This window comes from Cellulophaga sp. 3_MG-2023 (assembly GCF_030546975.1).
Lineage (GTDB): Bacteria > Bacteroidota > Bacteroidia > Flavobacteriales > Flavobacteriaceae > Cellulophaga.
Map to the genome: position 1 here is coordinate 220955 of NZ_JAUOPS010000004.1, position 18480 is coordinate 239434.

Annotated in this window: 18 protein-coding genes and 1 tRNA gene; 8 read left to right on the forward strand and 11 right to left on the reverse strand. The window is 30.9% G+C overall.

All coding sequences use genetic code 11. The features are described from left to right. The first annotated feature begins 6 nt into the window (after positions 1 to 6). From Q4487_RS12285 to Q4487_RS12295, 3 genes are all read left to right on the forward strand, one after another. Positions 7 to 2571: a M1 family aminopeptidase gene (locus Q4487_RS12285; protein ID WP_303542989.1), complete on the forward strand. Its 2565-nt coding sequence runs from the start codon at positions 7 to 9 to the stop codon at positions 2569 to 2571. Positions 2572 to 2575: 4 nt separating this feature from the next. Beyond that, the gene (locus tag Q4487_RS12290) at positions 2576 to 3499 is read left to right on the forward strand and encodes a DUF58 domain-containing protein (RefSeq protein ID WP_100894842.1); all 924 of its coding nucleotides are present in this window, start codon (positions 2576 to 2578) and stop codon (positions 3497 to 3499) included. A 76-nt stretch (positions 3500 to 3575) separates the two neighbouring features. Continuing rightward, a tRNA-Asp gene (locus Q4487_RS12295) sits at positions 3576 to 3649 on the forward strand. Positions 3650 to 3803: 154 nt separating this feature from the next. Here Q4487_RS12295 and Q4487_RS12300 read toward each other — a convergent pair. Together Q4487_RS12300 and Q4487_RS12305 are read right to left on the reverse strand one after the other, a co-directional pair. Next, a complete protein-coding gene (locus Q4487_RS12300) occupies positions 3804 to 4094 on the reverse strand; it encodes a hypothetical protein (protein ID WP_303542986.1) in 291 nt (96 codons plus the stop codon). Between the two features lie 16 nt (positions 4095 to 4110). Continuing rightward, a complete protein-coding gene (locus tag Q4487_RS12305; protein ID WP_303542984.1) occupies positions 4111 to 4995 on the reverse strand; it encodes a hypothetical protein in 885 nt (294 codons plus the stop codon). Between the two features lie 300 nt (positions 4996 to 5295). Here Q4487_RS12305 and Q4487_RS12310 point away from each other — a divergent pair, with 300 nt between their 5' ends. Further along, the gene (locus Q4487_RS12310; RefSeq protein ID WP_303542982.1) at positions 5296 to 5568 is read left to right on the forward strand and encodes a hypothetical protein; all 273 of its coding nucleotides are present in this window, start codon (positions 5296 to 5298) and stop codon (positions 5566 to 5568) included. A 357-nt stretch (positions 5569 to 5925) separates the two neighbouring features. Here Q4487_RS12310 and Q4487_RS12315 read toward each other — a convergent pair whose 3' ends face one another. The 4 genes from Q4487_RS12315 to Q4487_RS12330 form a co-directional block, all read right to left on the reverse strand. Continuing rightward, on the reverse strand, positions 5926 to 6936 hold the full coding sequence (locus tag Q4487_RS12315) for a hypothetical protein (protein ID WP_303542980.1): 1011 nt from the start codon (positions 6934 to 6936) through the stop codon (positions 5926 to 5928). 142 nt (positions 6937 to 7078) lie between these two features. Then, positions 7079 to 7501: a hypothetical protein gene (locus Q4487_RS12320; protein WP_303571890.1), complete on the reverse strand. Its 423-nt coding sequence runs from the start codon at positions 7499 to 7501 to the stop codon at positions 7079 to 7081. Between the two features lie 4 nt (positions 7502 to 7505). Beyond that, positions 7506 to 7784: a helix-turn-helix domain-containing protein gene (locus Q4487_RS12325; RefSeq protein WP_303542977.1), complete on the reverse strand. Its 279-nt coding sequence runs from the start codon at positions 7782 to 7784 to the stop codon at positions 7506 to 7508. Positions 7785 to 8213: 429 nt separating this feature from the next. Then, the gene (locus Q4487_RS12330) at positions 8214 to 9488 is read right to left on the reverse strand and encodes a phage integrase SAM-like domain-containing protein (RefSeq protein ID WP_303542975.1); all 1275 of its coding nucleotides are present in this window, start codon (positions 9486 to 9488) and stop codon (positions 8214 to 8216) included. A 461-nt stretch (positions 9489 to 9949) separates the two neighbouring features. Between Q4487_RS12330 and Q4487_RS12335 the strand changes: the two genes are divergently transcribed. Further along, positions 9950 to 10837, forward strand: a complete 888-nt coding sequence (locus tag Q4487_RS12335; RefSeq protein ID WP_303542973.1) for a DUF808 domain-containing protein — start codon at positions 9950 to 9952, stop codon at positions 10835 to 10837. Between the two features lie 78 nt (positions 10838 to 10915). On the opposite strand, the gene Q4487_RS12340 is transcribed toward Q4487_RS12335, so the two are convergent. The 4 genes from Q4487_RS12340 to modA form a co-directional block, all read right to left on the reverse strand. Further along, positions 10916 to 11473, reverse strand: coding sequence for a helix-turn-helix domain-containing protein (locus Q4487_RS12340; protein ID WP_100894840.1), 558 nt, complete (start codon positions 11471 to 11473; stop codon positions 10916 to 10918). Positions 11474 to 11591: 118 nt separating this feature from the next. Continuing rightward, entirely contained in the window at positions 11592 to 12236 is a 645-nt protein-coding gene (locus Q4487_RS12345) for an ATP-binding cassette domain-containing protein (RefSeq protein WP_303542970.1), read from the reverse strand. A gap of 3 nt (positions 12237 to 12239) precedes the next feature. Beyond that, positions 12240 to 13013 (reverse strand): ABC transporter permease, encoded by a 774-nt coding sequence (locus tag Q4487_RS12350; RefSeq protein WP_303571891.1) that lies wholly within the window; start codon positions 13011 to 13013, stop codon positions 12240 to 12242. Between the two features lie 56 nt (positions 13014 to 13069). Continuing rightward, positions 13070 to 13741 carry a molybdate ABC transporter substrate-binding protein gene (modA, locus tag Q4487_RS12355; RefSeq protein WP_303542965.1) on the reverse strand — a complete coding sequence of 224 codons (672 nt, stop codon included), beginning with the start codon at positions 13739 to 13741 and terminating at the stop codon, positions 13070 to 13072. Between the two features lie 229 nt (positions 13742 to 13970). On the opposite strand from modA, the gene hutG reads away from it, so the two are divergent. After that, positions 13971 to 14918, forward strand: a complete 948-nt coding sequence (gene hutG / locus Q4487_RS12360) for a formimidoylglutamase (protein ID WP_303542963.1) — start codon at positions 13971 to 13973, stop codon at positions 14916 to 14918. Between the two features lie 48 nt (positions 14919 to 14966). Here the strand turns inward: hutG and Q4487_RS12365 are convergent, their stop codons facing one another. Next, positions 14967 to 16124, reverse strand: coding sequence for a homogentisate 1,2-dioxygenase (locus Q4487_RS12365; RefSeq protein WP_100894835.1), 1158 nt, complete (start codon positions 16122 to 16124; stop codon positions 14967 to 14969). A gap of 381 nt (positions 16125 to 16505) precedes the next feature. On the opposite strand from Q4487_RS12365, the gene Q4487_RS12370 reads away from it, so the two are divergent. Together Q4487_RS12370 and Q4487_RS12375 are read left to right on the forward strand one after the other, a co-directional pair. Further along, the gene (locus tag Q4487_RS12370) at positions 16506 to 17393 is read left to right on the forward strand and encodes a sugar phosphate nucleotidyltransferase (RefSeq protein ID WP_303542960.1); all 888 of its coding nucleotides are present in this window, start codon (positions 16506 to 16508) and stop codon (positions 17391 to 17393) included. Between the two features lie 5 nt (positions 17394 to 17398). Then, entirely contained in the window at positions 17399 to 18445 is a 1047-nt protein-coding gene (locus tag Q4487_RS12375) for a phosphotransferase enzyme family protein (RefSeq protein WP_303571893.1), read from the forward strand. Positions 18446 to 18480: the final 35 nt, after the last annotated feature.

Here is an 18480-nt window from a genome sequence, read left to right on the forward strand (position 1 = left end):
TCTTATATGAAAAAATATACGCTCCTTGTTTTACTAGCTTTAACCTTAGTTGGTTGTCCTCAAAAAAAAGAAAGGCCTACTACCCTACCTATAGAAAAAGGTATTTCTTTAAATCTTGCTAACTACAGAAAAGAACAAATTAAAGATTTACACTATGCGTTAGATTTTTCTATTCCTAAAAACCTAGAAGACCCAATACCTACCACCTTAACAATTACGGCATACATTGCTGACTTACAATACGATCTTATTTTAGATTTTAATGAAGACAAAGATCATTTAAAAACGCTTAGCGTAAATGGTGTAAACACACCAATTAACCATACCAACGAGCATTTAGTTATAGATAGTAACACATTAATAATAGGAGAAAATAAAATTGATATTTCTTTTAATGCAGGCGAGTTATCACTTAACAGAAACAAAGAGTTTTTATATACGTTATTAGTGCCAGATAGAGCTAGTACTTTGTTTCCTTGTTTAGATCAGCCTAATTTAAAAGCAACTTACGACTTAACCATTACAGCTCCTAAAGATTGGAAAGTACTTTGCGGTGGTACAGAAAAAGCAAAAATAGAAAAAGAAGAGTACACTACTCATACTTTTAATACTACAGATAAGATGAGTACCTACTTGTTTTCATTTGTTGCTGGTAAATTTTCTGAAGAGATAAAAAATCCAGGTGCTTTTGATATGCGCTTTTTATACCGAGAAAACAATAAAGAAAAAATTGCAGAGAGTACAAATGAGATTTTTAACATTCACCAACAGTCTTTAGACTTCTTAATAGATTATACCGACTATAAATTTCCATTCCAAAAAATGGATTTTGCAAGTATTCCTCCTTTTCAATATGGCGGTATGGAACACGTAGGTGCCATACAGTATAGAGAATCGTCTTTATTTTTAGATAAGAATGCTACTCAGAATCAGAAATTATCTCGTGCTAAATTAATAGCACATGAGACATCGCATATGTGGTTTGGAGACCTAGTTACTATGCAATGGTTTAATGATGTTTGGATGAAAGAAGTGTTTGCTAATTTTATGGCAGATAAGATTATGAATCCTATTTTTCCAGATATAGATCATCAATTAAAATTTATGATGACGCACTACCCTAGTGCGTATTCAGAAGATCGCACCAAAGGCACTAACCCAATTAGGCAAAATTTAGATAACCTAAAAAATGCAGGTTCTTTATATGGTAGAATCATTTATAACAAAGCACCTATAATGATGCAGCAATTAGAAGCTGTTTTAGGAAAAGATGCCTTTAAAGAAGGTATGCAAGAGTATATAAAAACGTATGCCAATGACAATGCAGATTGGAACGACTTGGTTTCTATTTTAGATAAAAAATCTGACGTAGATATTAAACAATGGTCTAATGTGTGGGTAAACCAACCTGGAAGACCAGTTTTTACAGATAGTATTACCTATAAGGATAACAAAATAACCAATTTTACAATTACGCAAAAGGCAGAAGATGGCACAGATAAAGTATGGCCACAATCTTTTACTATACAACTTGTATATAAAGACAGTGTAAAAACTATAAATACATCAATAAGTGGTAAAAATCTTCAGCTAAATGAAACTATAGGACTTGCAAAACCACTGCAAATTATTTACAACGCTAACGGTTTTGGATATGGAGTTTTTCCGGTTGATGTGGCTAAGATTTCAAAAATAAAAGACATAAAAGATGCTACTGCTCGTGGTTACAGCTATATAAACTTATACGAAGTGTTTTTAAATAACAAAGTACCTGCTTTAGATGCTTTTAATGTGTTTTTAGACGGAGTAGCATCAGAAAAAAATGAACTTATTCTTAATTATATTACCGGAAGAACTAGAGATTTGTATTGGAGCTTTTTATCAGAAAAAAACAAAGAAAAAATACAAATTAGTACTGAAGATACTTTACTTAATCTTGTAAAAAGTGATAAACCAAAAACGTTTAAAAAAACTATTTTTAACCTTTATACATCCATTGCAACATCAAACAAAGCAATAGATAAATTATATGCTTTTTGGAAAAAAGAAATAAGCATACCATCATTGTTTTTAAACGAAGACGATTATACCAGTCTTGCTGGCGAATTAGTTATAAAAAATCACCCAAAGGCTACAGAAATTTTAAAAGAACAAGAAAAGCGTATTAGCAACCCAGATAAACTTACAAGGTTTGTGTGGTTACAACCATCTTTAAGCAACAATAGTAAAGAAAGAGATGCCTTTATGGTGTCTTTATTTAATGCTAAAAACAGAGAAAAAGAATCTTGGGTACAAAGTGCTTTAGCAAACATACATCACCCGTTAAGACAAGAAGAAAGTAAAAAACATTTAAAAGAATGTTTAAATAAGTTAGAAGAAGTACAATTAACAGGAGATATTTTTTTTCCTAAAGGTTGGCTTGCAAGTTCTATTGGTAAGTACACATCTAAAGATGCATACCAAATATTACAAGACTTTTTAAGTAAAAACCCTAACTTTAATCCTATTCTGTTAAAAAAACTTTTACAGACTACAGATGACTTAAAAAGAGCGCAAACTATAAAAAAGTAGGTTTATGAACATTAAGGACAATTTAAATGCGCAACCGTTATTAAACTTAGAGCTTTTAGCCAAGCAGGTAGTAGAAGGTTTTATTAGCGGAATACATAAGAGTCCGTTTCACGGGTTTTCTGCAGAATTTGCAGAGCACAAGATTTACAATAAAGGAGAAAGTACAAAACATATAGACTGGAAACTTTTTGCTAAAACAGATAAGCTATACACCAAAAGATACGAGGAAGAAACCAATTTAAGGTGTCATATGATTTTAGACAGTTCTGCATCTATGTATTATCCTGAAGTAAAAAAACTAAGCGTAACCAACCTTAATAAAATAGGATTTGGTGTTTTGGCTATTGCAGGCTTAATGAATATTTTAAAAAAACAGAGAGACGCTGTTGGTTTAAGTATTTATTCTGATGCTTATAATTTTTATTCCTCTGAAAAAAGTAGCGAACGTCACCACCAAATGCTTTTAGCAAAGTTGAGTGAAGTAGTAACTGATAAAAATCCGGCTCAGAAAACAAAAACATATACCTATTTGCACCAAATAGCAGAAAAAATGCACAAACGTAGTCTGGTGTTTCTTTTTACAGATATGTTTCAGACCGAAGAAGAGGACGAAAAATTGTTTGATGCACTACAACATTTAAAATATAATAAACATGAAGTTGTACTTTTTCATCTGCTAGATAAAGAAAAAGAACTTTTTTTTAATTTTGATGATGCACCTAAGCGTTTTGTAGATGTAGAGACCAACCAGCACATAGATTTGTATGCAGAAAATGTAAAAGAAGCATACCAAAAAGAGCTAACTTCTTATCTGTCAGATATCAAATTAAAATGCGCTCAATACAAGATAAAATATGTGGCTGTTGATATTGCAGAAAATTTTGCTTCAGTTTTTAACACGTATATGGTAGAGCGACAAAAATTTTAAAAAAAAATTAAAAATTCTTTCAAAAAGTTTTGTGGAACCAAATAACCTCTGTATATTTGCAACCGCTAAACGCCACGGTCTGGTAGTTCAGTTGGTTAGAATACCTGCCTGTCACGCAGGGGGTCGCGGGTTCGAGTCCCGTCCAGACCGCAAAAGCACTTGTTAATCCTTTGATTTTCAAGTGCTTTTTTCATTTACAAAACCTTTTTACAAAACATCTACTAAACGATAAAAAAAAACATTTATTCATAAAAAAAGGGAAGCATACTAATACACCTCCCTTTTTATCAAAATTTTATTTTTTTTAAACTCCCACTAAAACCTGTCTTTTCTTATTGACTGAGAACATCGCAAAATTAAAAGTACTAGTCAATTTTGGACTTCCATTTATTAAAATCACTTTCTTTACTCCATTATCAAAAAGCCCATCAATTATTTTTGTCATAATAGAGGGAGCGATTACTGAAACCCCAAAGGCATCTAGCACAACTAAATTCGAGTTATTATAATTTTCAAATAAAGCCCCAGATATTGCACTATATTGACCTATAGATAGAAATTCCTCACCATATTTAATCAATTCTAATTTATCCATAATACTTTCCTTTTTTTTAAGTTACATCATTTGTTGCAATTTTCATAATTTTATCAATAGGAAATTTAATATTGTATGGAATTCTTAATTTAATAATAACACCATCATACGAACTAGCATTTGTCCAAATTGCTTTCCTACCGCTTTCTATAACACAACGATATTTACCGCTTAATATTTGCAAATATCCGTTATTTAATCTTAAAAACTCAGAAACAAGAAATAAACCTTGTCCATACCCCCGTCCATTACCCTCACCAAATTCAAATGCTTTAGCAAATATTTGCTTCTCGGTTAAATTATCATATTTCTTATTGACAAGCATACCCTTAACAATTCCGACACCTGAATCAACTAAAAATAAATTAAGAAATTTAGTTTCGTTATATTTTTGACTATACAACATAGCCCCACCTTTACTTTCAGAGTGCATTACACAATTGTTCCCCATTTCTCCAATAACAAGAGTAACATCCTGTGCCTCTTCCTTTGTAAAACCAAAATTTGTAACAAATAATTCCGTTAGACTTTCCTTAGGGTAATAAGCACCAGATACGCTCATAGGTATATTCTCAATTTCTATAAATCTACCACGGGAACTGTGTTTTGCATGTGGATAATTATATTTCAATCCTAAAACCTCAAGAAAACCCATTCTTGCAGCATACTGCAACTGCTTACAGTTATAGTCAATTTCCAAATTAACAACTACTCTAAACCCCAAAGACCTAACTTCATTTACTATTGAACATAAAACAGGATATTTTTCAACCTGAATACTTTTCCCACACTTATGATTTAAGTTCAATGTAATATCCTGCTTTTTATCAACCCCATCAAAAGCCTTTAATACAGAATAAAACCCTTTACGATCGTCTAAATTTATATTTATTGTAAGCACATTTTTTATTTTAAGTTAACAAGGATAAATATAAGAGCAATATTTTCTTACAAAATACAATATTACTAATTTATTTATACCTTTATCTTATGAGAGAACAAAACAAAAAACCATACTGGATAAGATATATTAAGTATATTTTAAAATGTATATACTACTATGTTTTGTTTCCTATTGAATATAAGAGTCATAAAAACAAATAAAAAATGTTTTTTATCGTCAATAACACACACTTTATCAATATACTACCTACCCCAATCTAAAAATGTAATACTTTTCGTTCATAAAAGAACGAATGAAATGAAAAAAAGACTTATTATTTTAGCAATTACAACATCAGTATTTTCTTGCTCAAAGGATGATGAACAAGAAAAAGAGGAATCTTTTGATTGTGAATGCGAAACAGTAATGCACCCTGCTGTATACACAGATCCAAATAGATATTCGTCTATTCGTATTTGCGAAACAGAAGGGATTGAGTTCTACCCATATAAAGAAGGAGATATCCCTATGGTTAAAAATATGAACTATAATAAGGTTGAGGTATATTCTAGTTTACAAAAATGCAAATAACAAAAGTTTTCTATTTTAGCGCAATGTCATCAAAATAGAAAACACACTTTAAATTAATACTAAGATGTTTATGGACTAATCAAATATAAAGAGTATTTAGAAGTCACGCGCGTGCGTACTGTTTCGTTTTTAATCTTCTCAAGCAACAATGGGGGTAATCTAGGGGTTATTTTAATGCAATCCTCTCTGACCCTTTTACGTGTACGCGTATGACTCTACAAAAACCTTAGTAAAACCTTAGCACCACTATGTTATCTTACTTTTTTATTTCACTCCTATAATAAATCCATTTTACTTAGTTTCTAAACATTTATTTAAATCCTAAGTAATGGGAAAGTTATTTGTTTTATAAACGATTTATGAAGATAAAAAAGCATTACTATTTGACTTACTATGTGTAATCAATAACTCTATATTTGAATTGTTACTTATTACACACTTAAAAGAATTTAAAAGGCGGTTATTTATTACACACTTTTTATTTATTTCATCATTAATTTGACTCTTTAATTTTAACGAGTTTTCATTAATAATTTTCTCTAATCTTTTTTTGTGTCTATCCCTATGCTGAGGTTTTAAATCATATATCCAAAACCTAGTATTTGAATATGATTTTAAGAATTTTAAATTCCGCTTTAAACACTTTTTTTTATCTATTGTATAATCATAATAAACGACCTCTTTAAAACGTCTTAAAAGTAAACCTATAGCCTTTTTTAGAGTTGCTTCATTGATGTCCTCAAAGGTTTTAATACCAATCTCTTTTAGATACTCACTTTTAATTATTTTTAACTCAACCCTTAGGGTATCTTTTGACATACCGTATTGCTTAGACTTGTTATATATTTTAAAAAAATACCTTTGATGAACCACTTGCGCGAAACTATTATCAAATCTAAATTCAAACATTTTACCCTTCTGATACATTAAACCTTTAATAAATATATCTGGATTGAATTTAGGCTCTGTATTAATACCAAATTCTATATTTTGAAATTCTAACTCATTAGCACTACAATCAAACAACTCTATTAAATGCTCCTTTATTTTCAAAACATTATTAATATTAAATTGGTTTCCATTATAACCTTTGTAAATTTCCCTAAATCCATCAGGGTGATCTGACGTTGAATATTTTTTGTAATTAGGTGATTTTATGTTGCAAAGCGAATTAAACATTTTATGTATACTTCCTGTAAACAACACTAAACCACTATCGTACATCACTATTTTGCAATAATGATACAATGCTACTTTCTTTCCGTAGATTTCCCCTGTATTTTCCGATATCTCGGATTTAAAGTCTAGACATCTTAACAGCCTATCTACATCAGTCTTTAAAACTAATATTTTTACGTAATCTATCAATTATAAATACTATATTTGCACTAGAACTACATTGCTGTAGCACAAGCATTTGAACACTTAAAAAGGGGTTGTTTTAGTTATTAAAACAACCTCTTTTCTCATTAAAAAAAATACTATGTTAATTATATTGCGTAAGCAAGGTTTATAAGTAAACAGGTATTACTTTTTTGTCGTTAACAATGAATTCTTCAATCACAGAGAAAACACTATTTAAGTTTTTAGGATAGTAGTTCTCAAAGCAATAAATAACTAGACCATCATTTACAAACTGAAAAATCAATAAGCATCTACGTTTATCTAAATCTCCCTTAAAAAAACCTTTTTCACTGGTTTTAAATAATCCTGTTAAACGAGGTTTAACCCATTTATTACCTTTCCTAATTTGTAACCAAAATACAGGGCTTGACTTGGCACAATTCCTATCTTTACTAATGTTAATTAAATCTGTTAGTTTACTTGATCCGTTTTTCGTACTTATAAGCTCATAATGTTTTACGCTCTTATACTTACCCACATTTATTTCCTTATAAATATGGATAACAGGTGTTATCGTTACCGTAGCCAAAACTTTAGTTTTCTAATTTAACTATTGCTTTTTCTACTTCATCACGTAGATAATATACACGCCCTGAAATTTGATAGGCGGTTAACACCCCCTTTTTAGTCCAATTATGAACGCTAGAAATATTTATTTTCAGCATTTCCGCTACCTCCAACCTCGTAAGATACACATTAGGGCTTTTCGGCTCAAAATGTTTTTTAAGGTCTTGCAATTGAGTTTTAACACCCTCAATTATGGCGTTTTGAAGTTGCTCAGGGGTTACCTGAACGAATTGAATTTGTTGCATTGATTAAAATTTAATTAATAATTAAACAATAATCACTATCATTTTTTCTACCTTTGTAGTTCTCACACTTTAAAGGGTATTAGATTTGCGATAGTAAACTATTATCCTTTTTTTATTTGATTCAAAGTTATATAAATGCAATCACGTGCAATTTGTAATCAAATAAAGGTTATTAACAATTACCATAAAAAACAAACCTCAAAAACGCCCTAAACACTTAAAAACAAAACACTTAAAAATTTAACCCGTTGTTGACAGGAATTTATCAACATCATAAAAACAAGACTAACCGTCTATTTTATCGATTATATCTGTACTTAAAAGATTAAATTATTTTGTCTAAATCTTAGTTTATCCAATGATTTGTTTGTTTTTTTAACAAAAAGAGTCGGCAATAATCTTAAATACCAAAATATTGCATTAAATCTATTATAAACCTTTTAAGTTTTTAATTACTTCCATTTTAGGTTTTCGACTAACAATTCTTTCTTTTGTCTTATAATACTCTAAGAATGTATCTATGTGGCTATCATCACTCTGATTAATATAGGTTAAAAATGTAGACTCCTTACTATGCCCCGTTACACGCATTATAATAGGTGTTGGTATTTTACCGTAGTGTATCGTTGCAAAAGTCCTTCTACCTATATGTGTACTAATATACTCATACTTTGGGCGTAATTTTTTTACCCCTCTTCTATTCTCCTGTTTTCTACCTAATATCATTTCATCAACCTCAGCAATTTCTCCAATTTTTTTAAAGTGTTCATTTAGTTTCTGAGTTGAAACAACATAAGGCATTCCATTTTCATATATCTCCTTTACTTTTGGTAGAACGGGTATTATTACGTGCTTGTTTCCTTTCTTCTGCTTTATCTTAATCACAAGATCTAAACCATACTTTTCAAAGTTCTCCTTTTTTACTCTCTGAGTTAATGCCTGTCCTCTTTGACCCGTAAAAGCCGCTAATATTAGCCATTTTCTTGCATTTATAAGTGCTTCGCTTTTTAAATCTGCTTTTTCTATTTTTTCAATATCTTCATTAGTTAATGTGATAACGTCCATATCATCATCATAAGCGGAAACTTGTTTGGTTTTAATATCGTTTAAATCCGATGAGGTTATCACCCCTTTTGCTCTCGCTTCTTTGCAGACCCCTTTTAAATCTGATAGTTTTTTAAAAGTATAAGTATCTGAATACTTTTTATTTTTAAGCAACCATTTTTTAAAATTCTCAAACAACTGTTTATCTAATTGAGAAACTATATAATTTTCTTTCCCTTGAAACTCATTAAACAACTCATATAAGCGACGGTAAGAGTTTATTCTACTTTGACTTAATCCAATACCTCCCTTGCCATTATTTCGCGTAGGAGCATCATCTATAATCTCCTGTATCACATCTAAAACGTTTTGACTTATTTTATTTTCTGAAACTCTACCAAAGAAAACATCTATTTGATGTAAAAGCCAATCTCCATTTATAACATTTGTATTGTTGATATTATCAAAAACATAAGTATTCAATTTCTTCAACTTAACAGTTAGGTTTTTATTGGTCGCATCATTTTGTTTAGGCAAACCAGTTGTAGAACTCCAATTTTTAGGATTTACAGTAAGACCTGTTTTTCTATATATTATCTGCCCTCTCTTAACAGATAACCTAAGATATATTGGAGCATTCTCAGATTTACTCTGTAACACGAATTTTAAAGTTGCCATATTTCAAACATTTGAATACTCAAATATAATCAAAAAAACAATTTTACTAAACACTTACTAAACCATTTTTATATTTATTTAAATAACATTAAATTTAATTAAATAATTAAAAAACACAACAAGACATTGAAATTGTTGATTTTAAAAACAAATAAAGTAGCACACAAGCAATTAAAAAATAAATCAATTCAACAGGTTCGAGTCCCGTCCAGACCGCAAAAACCTTCAACATTTGTTGAAGGTTTTTTTGGTTTTATACCTTTTTGAAACATAAAAAAATAGTTTACTACAAAAAGTTTTCAGTTTCAATTCTTATTCTTTTTTTTTAAATCTCCTCATAAGACACATTTACAAACTTCACTTTATTTTAATGATTTATATTTGTGACTTCATCAGTTTAAAGAAAAAGTATACTTTTAAACTTTAAAAAAAGATAGACACATATGGCATCAGGTTTTTTTGCATTATTAGATGATATAGCAGCGCTTATGGACGACGTAGCTGTAATGAGTAAAGTTGCAGCTAAAAAGACAGCAGGTATCCTTGGAGATGATTTAGCTGTAAATGCAGAAAAGGCATCTGGTTTTATATCTGACAGAGAATTACCTGTACTTTGGGCAATTACTAAAGGCTCTTTTTTAAATAAACTTATAATACTTCCCTTTGCTTTTTTATTAAGTGCTTTTATACCCGTTGCTGTAACTGTTATTCTTGTGCTAGGCGGATTGTATTTAGCCTATGAAGGTGCAGAAAAAATATATGAATTTTTAGCTGGCCACAAACACGATACCAATGAGCTCTTAGATGAAGACATTACTATTGAAGAATTACAAAAACTAGAAAAAGGGAGAATTAAATCTGCTATTTTCACAGACTTTATACTTTCTGTAGAAATTGTAATTATTGCTTTAGGCACTGTTACAGACCAGCCCATAACTACGCAAATAATGGTGGTTACTGTAATTGCAATTATTGCTACTGTTGGTGTTTATGGTATTGTTGCCTTAATTGTTAGAATGGATGAATTTGGTTTAAAACTAATAAACCTAAACGAACAAGATGATAGCTTCTCTGACAAGGTTGGAAAACTCCTTGTAAACGCTTTACCGTGGGTTATAAAGTTTTTAGCTGTTGTTGGCACACTTGCTCTACTTTCTGTTGCTGGCGGTGTATTTGCACACAATATAGAATTTTTACACCACCTAATAGAAGATATCCCATTACCAGCTATGCTAAAAGAATTTTTACTAGGACTAGTAATTGGACTTTTAACTTTACCTATTATTGGTTTGTTTAAAAAGCTTTTTGGTAAAAAGAAAAAAGAGCACTAAAAAACAGTACTCTTTGAAACATAAAAAAACCTTCAGCTATTAACTGAAGGTTTTTTTACTTTTATACAATTACATTAATTAATGTAATAAATAAATTTTTAGCAATAATGCAGCTTCATTAAACCTATTAGATATACCGTGCGCTACGGTACCATCAAAAAACAACAAATCTCCCCTATCTAGCGTAATATCATTGCCTTTTAACGTATAAGTTGGCGCACCACTTAAAACGTAAACAAGTTCATTAGCATTTGTAGAAATTGGTTTTCTAATTGCATGCGGTTGTACGGTAATTAAATACACACGAATACTTTCTCCTTTAGAAGAGTTTGATAATAAATGTGTATACTCTAATTGTTCTGAATCTTCACGATCCTCTTTAACGCCTGTTCCGTTTTTAATAAGAATGTAATCTCCATCAATACTAGAAGAAAGTTCTAACTCAGAAAGTTCTATCTGTAATGTTTGCATTATTTTTAGCAAAACAGGTAAAGACGGAGTTGTCCTAAGGTTCTCAATCTTTGAAATTAACCCTGCACTTACGCCCGTTCTCTTGGCTACTTGCTGCAAGGTCAAGTTTCTTTTTTGGCGAGCCAGCTTTAGCTGTCTGCCAATGTTAATCAAAATGTCATCCATAAATATTTGGTTAGTGTAATAGTATGACTATCTACAGTTTATGTGCTTCAAAAATAAGAATTATTTATTTATACCATAAGCATTACAGCTAGGGTTTTAAATAAGAAAATAAAACAGTCTACAAACTAACCTTTTGCAAGCCACCGTCTCCTAAACTTAAAATACTAGTTGCTAGTTTTTTAGCCTCACTTTCTGAGTGCGATATATGGATAATTACAAGTTGTAACTTTTGTGCTAAATTTTGAAGTAAAAGTATAATTTCTGTCTTTGTTTCTTGGTCCAATGCACTTAAAGGCTCATCTAAACATAAAACTTGAGGACCAAAACTTAACGCCCTACCTAAAGCAACACGTTGTTTTTCTCCTCCGCTTAGGTTATTAACGGTTCTGTTTAATAAATTTTCTATACCTAATAAAGCCGCTAATTCTTGTACTTTTTCTTTAATTTTCAATTTAGACCATTTTCTTATTTTTAAGGCAAAACCAATATTCTCTGCCACAGTCATAGTAACAAATAATGCTCCGTCTTGTGGCACATACCCTATCTCTCTTTGCCCTGGAACTTCATTAGTAATGTCTATTGTATTTAGTAATATTTGCCCGCTTTTAAGCTTACGCAAGCCACAAATAGTTTCAATAAGTGTTGTTTTTCCACTACCCGTTTTCCCCTTTAAAACTAGGTAATCGCCTTTGTAAACCTTAAAATTTATAGTAGGCAACTTAAAATTGCCTTGCTCTATTTCTAAATCTATACATTGTAACATAGGCTAAAGTGCATTTTTTTTAGTTCCAAACATTCTAACCATCAACAAGGCTAAAAATCCAGATGCTATCATTATTAAAGACACAGCAACAGCAGCCTCTATATTACCAACAGACATTTCTAAAAACACTGTAGTAGGCAATACCTCTGTTCTCATTCTTGTTGCTCCCGCAAAAATTAAAATAGGCCCAAACTCCCCCAATGCTCTTGCCCAAGCTAAAGATGCAGCTGTTAATATTCCGTTTTTTGCTTGCGGTAACAAAATATAAAAAAAAGATTGCCTCTCATTACATCCTAAAGTTAATGCAACTTGCTCTTGTCTGTTGTTTATTTGTGAGAATGTAACATACATTGTACGCACAGCAAATGCACAAGCTACCATAAATTGCGCTATAACAACCGCATAAACAGTATAAGTTACCCTTAAATGACTTTCTATAAATTGCCCTAATGTTGTTTGAAAAAGCAACAACAAACTTAAACCAACCACTAATGGTGGTAACACAATAGGAATATCTAAAATAGCATCTATAATTTTTTTAAATTTAAAGTTATAACGTGCCATAAAATACCCAATAGGTATAGCTACCAAAACACTTAAAATCATTGTAATAGTACTACTTAGCAAGCTTAATTTTATGGCATACTGAATTTCTTTACTAGCTAAAGCATTAAAAATATGACCTGGTGTGGTATAAAAAAAATCGGCTAAAACCATTGCCAATATTAAAATTATATAGGTAGATGCCACAATGCCCATTACCAAATAAAATGGCAAGCTAGACTTTACTTTGTGTTTTATATGTTGGTTTTCTTTTTTAATATTCTATAAATTTAATTAGATATATTATACCCGAATTTTTTAAACACACGCTTGCTTTTAGAATTGTAAATTAAAAAATTCATAAACTCTGAAGCTTCTTTTACTTGACTAGATGATTTTAAAACCCCTATGGTTGCATACTCTTTATATTCTTTAAAAAAATTAATTTTTACAGTATCTATTTCTTTGTATTGGTTTGCCGTAACGTCCCAAATAACACCAACGTCTATGGTCTTTAATTTTAAAGCATTTGCAACATCAGATACGGTTGGCATTTGTACATAAATACAATTTTTAAGTACATTCCAATCTCCAGATTGTAATAGCATATTTCTTGTAACACTACCTATAGATGCTGCATCAGGATTTGCAATACCAAATTTAATACCCTCTTTACACACTTCTGTAATATTACTTATCTGTTTAGGGTTATTTTCTGCAACAGCAAGTACTGGCGTAATTACAACCAACGGTTTACTCTCTTTTATTAAGTTATACTTTATTGCTTGCTGCATATAACTTGCATCTGCAGACAAATATAAATCGCCCTGCTTTGCTATTCTTAAATTTGACAATAATGTTCCAGAGCCTCCATATTGCAAATCTATTTGCACTCCTGTTTCTTTATAATACACTTTTGCCACTTCTTCTAAAGCAGGTTTAACTGCGGCTGCACAATACAACAAAAGCGCTTTTTGCTCCTGCTTATTTTTACACCCAATCAATAAAAAAAATAAAGTTAAGGCAGCTACAAAGCTACTTTTACTCGCACTTACCATTAGCAAATATTAAACTACTAAATTAAAAGTTTTACAGCAAAACAATCACTTTTCCTTTGCTAATCTCTTTTTTATTTAATTTGAAGATTAAAAACAGAAATAACAGTTTATTTTTGATGTATAAAATTGCATAATGAACAACTTTAAAAAACCAGATTCTTCTTTATGGCAAGGCCGAAAATCCAACGCCGATTTATATCTTCACGAAAAAGTAATCTGCGTAGATGCTATAAAAAAAGAAAGCGCTAAAACTTTTGCTATTTTAAGCTATGCTTGTGATGAAGGTGTTAAACGCAACCAAGGTAGAGTTGGTGCGGTTACTGGCCCAGAAGCTATTAAAAAGCAATTAGCTAAAATGCCAAATCATTTAAAAAACAATACACAATTTTTAGATGTTGGCACTGTATTTTGTGTTGATGATAATATGGAGCAAGCACAACAAACGCTAGCTAAAACTATTACAACTTTACTAAAAAATAATACTTTCCCCGTTGTTTTAGGTGGCGGACACGACATAGCGTATGGCCATTACAATGGTATTTTTAATGCGATTGAAAAAGATAAAACTATTGGTATTATAAATTTTGATGCACATTTTGATTTAAGAGTCAATACTAACGGAAATAATTCTGGCACACCATTTTATCAAATAGCTGAAGATTGTAAAACCAACAATACTACTTTTAATTATTTGTGTTTAGGGATTAGAGATGACGCCAATGATGCTTCTCTTTTTACAACAGCTAATGAACTTGGTGTAACGGTTATTAAAAATGAAGATTTTAACCTTCATCAATCTATAAAAATACAAGAACAAATTTCTACTTTTATAACTAATGTAGATGTTGTGTATACCACTATAGATTTAGACGGGTTTTCATCTGCCTACGCAGCAGGAGTAAGTGCTGCATCGCCAATGGGTTTTTCTCCAGATATTGCATTACAATGCTTATATACTATTATAAAATCTGGCAAACTTATAAGTTTAGATATTGCAGAAATGAACCCTACATATGATATTGATAACCAAACAGCAAAATTAGCTGCCTCAATAGTACACACGGTTATACATAGCGCATAAAAAAAAGAGGCCAATTGACCTCTTTTTTATTTATGTAATTTATAAATATTACTCCATCCAAGATTGGTAATAAGTACCATTATCTATATCTAACGCTAATTGCGTTAATTGCAATGGTTTAAAAGTATCTATCATTACTGCTAATTCTTCAGTTTTAGATTTTCCAATACTAGCCTCATAGGTTCCTGGGTGCGGACCGTGAGGTATGCCAGCCGGATGCACAGAAATATATCCTTTATCTATACTTTTTCTGCTCATAAAATCGCCATCTACATAATACAAAACCTCATCAGAATCTATGTTAGAGTGGTTGTATGGTGCAGGTATAGACTGTGGGTGATAATCATATAATCTTGGTACAAAAGAGCACACTACAAAAGCGCTAGTTTCAAAAGTTTGGTGCACTGGTGGCGGTTGGTGTACTCGCCCAGTTATAGGTTCAAAATTATGAATAGAAAAAGCATACGGAAAATTGTAACCATCCCAACCAACAACATCAAACGGGTGAGATGCGTATGTTAAGTGGTGTAATTGTCCTTGTTTTTTCACTTTTATTAAAAAGTCGCCCTTTTCATCATACGTTTGTAAATTTTCTGGCAGTTTAAAATCGCGCTCACAAAAAGGAGAATGCTCTAAATGCTGTCCAAACCAGTTTCTATATCTTTTAGGCGTATAAATTGGGTGATAAGATTCTGTTACCAGCAAACGGTTTTCTTCTGTATCAAAAGCTATCTGATATATCATTCCACGCGGAATAACAATATAATCTCCATATTCAAAAGGAATTTCACCCAACATTGTTTTTAATGTTCCGGTACCTTCATGAATAAACAAAAGCTCATCTGCATCTGCATTTTTATAAAAATAATCTGTCAAGGATTTTTTTGGGGCAGCCAAACCAACGTGTACATCATTATTAAACAACACGGTTTTTCTACTCTCTAAATAATCATCTTCTGGTCTAATATCAAAACCTTTTAACAATCTAGATTTAATATTATGAGCCACTGCAGCTTTTGGAGATACATCTATAGTTTCACCAACCTCTTTTACCATTGTAGGCCTGTGCATATGGTACATTAACGATGACATACCGTCAAAACCAATGGTTCCAAACAGTTGCTCGTAATGCAAAGTCCCATCTTCTTTTTTAAAAATGGTATGTCTTTTAGGTGGTATTTTTCCTAATTTATGATATAACGGCATATTTCTATTGTTCTTTGTAAATAGACAATAAAAGTACAATAATTTGAACTTTATCTAAAAAATAAGCCTAAAATTATATAATTAATAAATTAAATATTTTTGGGTATAAAAAAAGCCTTCCAATAGGAAAGCCTTTCATTGGTTGATACCATCTAAAATGGTTTTCAACATTGCCTCAAAATTAATTGAGACACAACACAACACCACAAAGATAGTAAAGGTTTTTAATATTTAAAGTTTTATGTGTAAAATACCCGTTTTGCTTCTTTTCTATTAAGTTATTTTTCAATCAAAAAAAACTATTTAGACTACAGTATTTAACTAAAATACCACCCATTAGAACATTCCAAAACCTTATTTTTGCTGCACAAAATTAAAACAATGACACTACTTTTAATGGCTGCAGGTAATGGTAGCAGATACGGAAAATTAAAACAATTTGATGATCTTGGCCCACACCACGAATTTCTTATGGAATTTAGCATTTTTGATGCTATTAAATATGGCTTTACACATATAGTTGCTATAACTAAAAAAGATAAAGTTGACTATTTACAGGAGCATTTAGCCAAACGCTTGCCAAGCAATATAAAGTTAGATGTTTTAGCTCAAGAAATTTCTGATGTTCCAGAAGGTACAAGTTACACTACAGAACGATTAAAGCCTTGGGGAACTGCACACGCAGTTTGGACTGCAAGAAATGTAATAAACGGTTCGTTTGCTGTGTTAAATGCTGATGATTTTTACGGCAGTTTAGCTTTTAAAAATGCAGCTAAAATTATGCAAACTAGTACTGCTGACACGTACGGACTAATATCTTACACACTAAAAGATACATTGTCTACTCACGGCTCTGTATCTAGAGGTGTTTGCAAAATAGACAATGGTATTTTGACTAAGGTTGAAGAACGTTTAAAACTAGAACAGCAAGGAAAAAAAATAATAGATACCAATACAGGAATTGAGTTTACAGGAAACGAAGAAGTTAGTATGAATTTTTGGGTTTGTGACACCTCTATATTTAGAACTATAGAACAAGCTTTTAAATTGTTTCTTCAAGACGAAGAAAAGATCAAATCCAGTGAAGTTTTCTTGCCTTTTATTATCCAGGAAATGATTAGCAAACACAAACTAAACGTACCTGTAGTAAATTCTGAAAGTAATTGGTTTGGCGTTACCTATGCAGAAGACAGAGCAATGGCGGTTTCTAAGCTTGCTGAAATGACAAAAAATGAGGATTACCCATTTAACTTATGGAACATAAATTAAAAACTATGTCAATAGAACCTGCTAAAATTTTAAGTCATTTTGCTATTCCTAAAGAAAAGTATGCTTTTAAAACTATAAACAACGGGCTTATTAATGACACGTATTTGGTTTTAAATACCAACAAACCTGTATATATTTTGCAACGCATTAATAACAATGTGTTTAAAAATGTAGCTGGTATAATGCAAAATATAGATAAAGCACTAAATGTATTAAATAGTAAAAACTATACTAGCGTTGCTGTAGTTAAGACTAAAAAAAACACAAGTTACCACAAAGAAAATGGGTTTTGGAGAGTGCTTTCTTATATTGATGACAGTGTAACCTATAACACAACAACTAAGAATAGTATTGCTTTTGAAGCAGGTAAAATTATAGGAGAATTTCACTACTTATTAACCACTGAAGATGTAACAAATTATCAAGATACAATTCCTGATTTTCATAATTTAATACACAGAAATAATCAGTTTTTTGATGCTTTAGAAAAAGCCAAAAAAGATCGTGTTTCTGCAGCAAAAGAAGCTATAGATTTTGCGGAAGAACTATTGCCAGATTTATTAGATTTTTGCTTTACAGAATTACCAATTAGAGTTTGCCATAACGATACCAAACTAAATAATATTCTGTTTTCTAAAAGTGCAGACAAAGCATTGTGTTTAATAGATTTAGATACTTTAATGAAGGGCTACTTTTATTATGATTTTGGTGATGCCGTGCGTACTATTGTAAACACAGCTCCTGAAGACGAAAAAGACTTATCTAAAATAACATTTAACAAAGAACTATTCATCTCTTTTATAGACGGTTTAAGCCTCCATAAAAGTATACTAACCAAAGAAGAAATAGACAGTTTACCACTTGGGGCTGTATTTATGCCTTTTATACATGGCTTACGTGCACTTACAGATTTTTTACAGAATGATGCTTATTACAAAGTTGCTTATCCTAACCAGAATTTAGATAGATGTTTTAGTCTTTTTGATTTTTCTAAAAAAGCATTAGATAATGTTAGTTTTATGCAACAAGCTTTACATGAAAAAATGAATTAAATTAAAATAACATTTTCCTTATTCTATTTCTATTG

Bases quoted from the DNA above. Each gene is read 5' to 3' on its own strand.
- Q4487_RS12285 (WP_303542989.1), top strand. From the start codon at position 7: ATGAAAAAATATACGCTCCTTGTTTTACTAGCTTTAACCTTAGTTGGT.
- Q4487_RS12290 (WP_100894842.1), top strand. From the start codon at position 2,576: ATGAACATTAAGGACAATTTAAATGCGCAACCGTTATTAAACTTAGAG.
- Q4487_RS12300 (WP_303542986.1), bottom strand. From the start codon at position 4,094: ATGGATAAATTAGAATTGATTAAATATGGTGAGGAATTTCTATCTATA.
- Q4487_RS12310 (WP_303542982.1), top strand. From the start codon at position 5,296: ATGAAAAAAAGACTTATTATTTTAGCAATTACAACATCAGTATTTTCT.
- Q4487_RS12325 (WP_303542977.1), bottom strand. From the start codon at position 7,784: ATGCAACAAATTCAATTCGTTCAGGTAACCCCTGAGCAACTTCAAAAC.
- Q4487_RS12335 (WP_303542973.1), top strand. From the start codon at position 9,950: ATGGCATCAGGTTTTTTTGCATTATTAGATGATATAGCAGCGCTTATG.
- Q4487_RS12340 (WP_100894840.1), bottom strand. From the start codon at position 11,473: ATGGATGACATTTTGATTAACATTGGCAGACAGCTAAAGCTGGCTCGC.
- Q4487_RS12345 (WP_303542970.1), bottom strand. From the start codon at position 12,236: ATGTTACAATGTATAGATTTAGAAATAGAGCAAGGCAATTTTAAGTTG.
- hutG (WP_303542963.1), top strand. From the start codon at position 13,971: ATGAACAACTTTAAAAAACCAGATTCTTCTTTATGGCAAGGCCGAAAA.
- Q4487_RS12365 (WP_100894835.1), bottom strand. From the start codon at position 16,124: ATGCCGTTATATCATAAATTAGGAAAAATACCACCTAAAAGACATACC.
- Q4487_RS12370 (WP_303542960.1), top strand. From the start codon at position 16,506: ATGACACTACTTTTAATGGCTGCAGGTAATGGTAGCAGATACGGAAAA.
- Q4487_RS12375 (WP_303571893.1), top strand. From the start codon at position 17,399: ATGTCAATAGAACCTGCTAAAATTTTAAGTCATTTTGCTATTCCTAAA.